Below are 4,056 nucleotides of genomic sequence, written 5' to 3'. Positions count from 1 at the left end.
GCGGACGATGTCCGGCGCCCTGGCGCTGGACATCGTCCGCCGCATCGCCGCCGGCCTCGCGCCCGACGAGGTTCTGGCCGCCCTGGCCGAGCAGGCCGCCCGCGACCTGTTGCCCGAAGAGCCGATCCGCGTCCGCGTCGCCCCCGAGGCCGCCGGCGCGGTGACCCGCCGCCTGTGGTCGATCGACGCCCGCATCGAGGTGGTGGCCGATGGCGACCTGCCGGCCGGCGACTGCGTGCTCGACACCCCTTCGGGTCGCACCCACGCCGGACTCGAAACCCAGCTGCGGGCCCTGGAGGCGGTGTTCGCCGCCCCCGCCGGCGAGGCCGCCGCATGAGCCTGGACGCCGATACCGACGCCCGCCTGCGCGAGGTCCTGCGCGGCGCCCGCACCGTCGAGCGGCGCGGCCGCGTGGCCCAGGCCTTCGGCACCACGGTGCGCGCCACGGGCCTGGACGTGCGCATCGGCCAGGAGTGCGAGATCGTCGACCGCGCCGGCGGCCACGTGGTCAAGGCCCAGGTGGTCGGCCTCGACGGCGGGGCGGCGATCCTGACGCCCCTGGCGCGGCTGGAAGGCGTGGCGGTCGACGCCGAGGTCGTGGCCGGTCCGCGCCGCAGCGAGATCGGGGTTGGCGAGGGCCTGCTGGGCCGGGTGCTCGACGCCCATGGCGAGCCGCTCGATGGCCTGGGTCCCATCACCGGCCTGCTGCGGCCGTTCCCGGTCTATGGCGAGGCCCCCAATCCGCTGTCCCGCCCGCCGATCGCCACGCCCTTCGCCACCGGGGTGCGCAGCGTCGACGCCTTGCTGACTACGGGCGAGGGCCAGCGCGTGGGCCTGTTCGCCATGGCCGGCGGCGGCAAGTCGACCCTGCTGGGCATGTTCGCCCGCCACGCCCGCAGCGACGTCAACGTCATCGCCCTGATCGGCGAACGCGGCCGGGAAGTGCGCGAGTTCCTCGACGACTGCCTGGGTCCGGAGGGCCTGGCCCGCTCGGTGGTCATCGTCTCGACCTCCGACCGCCCGGCCATGGAGCGGGTGCGCGCCGCCCACGTCGCCACCGCCATTGCCGAAGGCTTCCGGGCCGAGGGGCGTAGGGTCATGCTGCAGATGGACAGCGTCACCCGCTTCGCCCGCGCCCTGCGCGAGATCGGCCTGTCGGTGGGCGAGCCGGCCGTGCGTCGGGGCTTCCCGCCGTCGGTCTTCGCCGAGCTGCCTCGTCTGTTCGAGCGGGCGGGCGCGATCGAGGGCGGGGCGATCACCGCCTTCTACACCGTGCTGATCGAGGACGAGGAGGGCGGCGATCCGGTCGGCGAGGAAGTCCGCTCGATCCTCGACGGCCACATCTACCTGTCGCGCAAGCTCGGCCAGGCTGGCCACTATCCGGCCATCGACGTCGCCGCCAGCCTCAGCCGGGTCTTCCCGCGCGTCACGTGTCCGGAGCAGCAGGCCGCCGCCTCGAAGGTGCGCGGCTGGATGGCCAAGTACGCCGAGATCGAGTTCCTGCTCCAGATCGGCGAGTACAAGCCCGGCGGCGACCCGCTGGCCGACGAGGCCATCGCCCGCCGCGCCGCCATCACCGGCCTGCTGCGCCAGGACGCGCACGACGCCGTCGCCTTCGACCAGGCCCTGGCCGCCCTGATGGAGACGGCCGCATGAGCGCCCGCGTCCAGGTCCAGGCCCTGACTCCTGTCGTCAAGCTGCGCGAGCGCCGCGTTGAGAAGGCCATGCGCGAGGCCGCGCAGGCCCGCGGCAAGGTCGCCGAGGCGGTCATGGCGCTGGAAGCCCGCGACCGGGCGATCGCCGCCCACGACCTCGCCAAGGCCCGGCTCGACGACTGGTTCGCCGGCGGCCTGTCGGGCGCGGCCCACCTGATCGAGGCCGCCTTGGCTCGTCGTGAGGCGATCGCCACGGCCCGCGACGCCGACCAGCGCCTGCGCGACCAGGAGGCCGTGGCCCTGGATCTGGCCCGCGAGGATCTCGCCGTCGCCCTGCGGGACCTCGCCCGCGCCCAGGGCCGCTTCGACGCCATGAGCGGCCGCCTGGATCTGGCCCGCGCCCTGGTCGCCGCCGATCGCGAGGCCCGCGAGCAGCTGGAGATCGAGGACGCCGGCGCCCTGAGGAGAATTCGATGACCGCCATCCGTGACAGCGCCCCGTCCGACCGTTCCAGCCCGTCCAGCCAGCGGTCGTCCTCGTCCGACCAGGCGACGCCCTGGCGCGGCGCCGAGTTCCAGGCCGCCCTGCAACAGGCCGCCGACCGTCGCGAACCCGCCGCCCGCCAGCCGGCCCGCGCCGAGCGCCAGAAGGAGGCCGAGCGCGAGGAGAAGGAGGAGGGGGCCACCGTCGATCTTTCCGCCCTGCTGGGGCCAGCCCGCGAGTTCAAGGACCTGGCGTCCGCCGCCGAACCCACGGGCGTCGACGCCCTGGCGGCCCTGACCCGCCAGGGCGGCGAGGCGGTCGACATCCCCGTGACGGGGCCGGCCACGGCCAGCGCCGCCGAGATCGAGGCCTTCGCCGCGGCCATGGACCAGGCCTGGATCGCCGCCGGCGGCGACCGCAAGGCGCTGGCCCTGGGGTTGGCCGACAAGAACTCGCTGCTGACCGGGCTTGGCCTGGCGCGCGGCCCCGACGGCGCGGTCTCCCTGACCCTGGCCGCCCGTCCCGACGCCACGCCCGAAGTGACCAAGGCGCTGGAGGCCCTGCGCAAGCGGCTGGAGGTGCGCGGCCTGGCCCTGGCCGACCTCTTCGTCGAGGCCGATGACGGCCTGGATCCGGAAAGCCTGATCCGGAGGGTGCGGTGAGCCGAGCCCCCGTTCAGCTCGACGCGTGGACCTCGCCCTTCGACAGGCTCGGGGTGAGGTCCATTGTGGACGTCGCGGTAGAAAACCTACCGCATCGGCAACCCGAACCGCCCCCGATCGGCCTGCGCCGCGCGAGCCACGGCGCGGGCGACTTCGGCCGGGGGATCGCCGGCGGCCCAGCGGTCGGCCAGGATCTCGATCAGCCGGCGGCTCTGAGCGTTGTGCAGGCCCTCGGTCGGGTCGGCGGCGTCGGCGCGCAGCTTGTCGATGTAGAGGCTGGCCGCCTTGGGCGAGGCGCTGACCAGGTCCAGCAGGTAGGTCGCCGCCGTCTCGAAGGCCTCGGCGTCCAGCGGCGCATCGGCGATGTCGCGCACCAGCCAGACGCACAGGAACTCCAGCGGCCCGACCTTGCGGCTGTTGCTCAGCAGCGGCCCGCCCATACCCAGGCTGGAAAAGCCGCCCGCGCCCCAGGCCGGCACGCGCGCGGCGGGCAGGCGGGCGGTCAGCAGGGCCTGGGCCAAGGTGTCGGCGACCAGCGCCTTGACCTCGGGCTCGCCGAAATGGGCCACGGCCGCCAGCAGCTTGGCGAAGCCCGGATAGAGCGCGTCGCCCAGATCGGTGCAGATGCGCTCCAGCACGTCGACGCGGCGGTCCAGGCTAGGCTGGCCCTGCAGGCCCTCGACCAGGGCCTGGGCGGCGCCGAACCAGTCGGGCTCGGATTTGAGGATGCGGTCGGCGGTCACGCCCCGACGCTAGCGTCAGACGAAGCCGTTGTCGCGGGCGTCGGTGAGGCGGTCGGCCACGGCGCGGGACGCGTCGTCCAGGTCGCGCGAGACGCCCGACAGGCCGATGCGGCCGTCTTGGCGCGAGAAGCCGGAGAAATCGCCGAAGGCCTGGGCGCGCGAGGGCTCGCCGGCCGGGGAAATCCCCGAAAGGCCGTGGCTCCAGACGCCGGAAACGGACGGGGCGTCGATGCGGCTGGCGGACATGGCGAACTCCTTCAGTCTCTCGATACGAAGATCAATGCGCCGCCGCCAGTCGGGTTTTCCCTAGCCATAGAGGGAGCCACATGACCGGCCTCGCCGCCCTGCTGGCCCAGTCGCCTGAGGCGCAGGCCCTGGAGGCGCTAGACCTCGCCGTCGCCGCCTTCGAGGACGCGGCGGCCCCGCGTCTGGCCTGGCGTACGGCGACCTTCGCGCGGCTGACGGCGGGGCTCGTCCCCGGCCAGGCCCCGGTCGGCGGCCTGCTGGCGGCGG

7 protein-coding genes are annotated in these 4,056 nt (G+C 74.5%); 5 read left to right on the top strand and 2 right to left on the bottom strand.

The genetic code is table 11. The annotated features are described in order from the left end of the window. The 4 genes from DMC18_RS23435 to DMC18_RS23420 all read left to right on the top strand — a co-directional run. Positions 1-337: FliH/SctL family protein (locus tag DMC18_RS23435; protein WP_199232618.1), on the top strand; the 337-nt coding region annotated here is incomplete at its 5' end. Continuing rightward, positions 334-1,656 (top strand): FliI/YscN family ATPase, encoded by a 1,323-nt coding sequence (locus tag DMC18_RS23430; RefSeq protein ID WP_110133357.1) that lies wholly within the window; start codon positions 334-336, stop codon positions 1,654-1,656. The genes DMC18_RS23435 and DMC18_RS23430, both read left to right, overlap by 4 nt. After that, on the top strand, positions 1,653-2,132 hold the full coding sequence (locus DMC18_RS23425) for a hypothetical protein (protein ID WP_110133356.1): 480 nt from the start codon (positions 1,653-1,655) through the stop codon (positions 2,130-2,132). The genes DMC18_RS23430 and DMC18_RS23425 overlap by 4 nt, the downstream gene beginning before the upstream one ends. Continuing rightward, positions 2,129-2,800 carry a hypothetical protein gene (locus DMC18_RS23420; protein WP_110133355.1) on the top strand — a complete coding sequence of 224 codons (672 nt, stop codon included), beginning with the start codon at positions 2,129-2,131 and terminating at the stop codon, positions 2,798-2,800. Before DMC18_RS23425 ends, DMC18_RS23420 begins: the two co-directional genes overlap by 4 nt. Before the next feature lie 86 nt (positions 2,801-2,886). Here the strand turns inward: DMC18_RS23420 and DMC18_RS23415 are convergent, their stop codons facing one another. Then, on the bottom strand, positions 2,887-3,543 hold the full coding sequence (locus DMC18_RS23415) for a hypothetical protein (RefSeq protein ID WP_110119749.1): 657 nt from the start codon (positions 3,541-3,543) through the stop codon (positions 2,887-2,889). 15 nt (positions 3,544-3,558) lie between these two features. Next, on the bottom strand, positions 3,559-3,789 hold the full coding sequence (locus DMC18_RS23410; RefSeq protein ID WP_110119750.1) for a hypothetical protein: 231 nt from the start codon (positions 3,787-3,789) through the stop codon (positions 3,559-3,561). 80 nt (positions 3,790-3,869) lie between these two features. Here DMC18_RS23410 and DMC18_RS23405 point away from each other — a divergent pair. After that, the coding region (locus tag DMC18_RS23405) for a hypothetical protein (RefSeq protein WP_146218191.1) at positions 3,870-4,056 on the top strand (187 nt) is incomplete at its 3' end.

It is taken from the genome of Caulobacter sp. D5, from assembly GCF_003185805.1.
Lineage (GTDB): Bacteria > Pseudomonadota > Alphaproteobacteria > Caulobacterales > Caulobacteraceae > Caulobacter.
The sequence above is the reverse complement of the archived record's forward strand: the minus strand, read 5'-3'. Positions and strand labels throughout refer to the sequence as shown.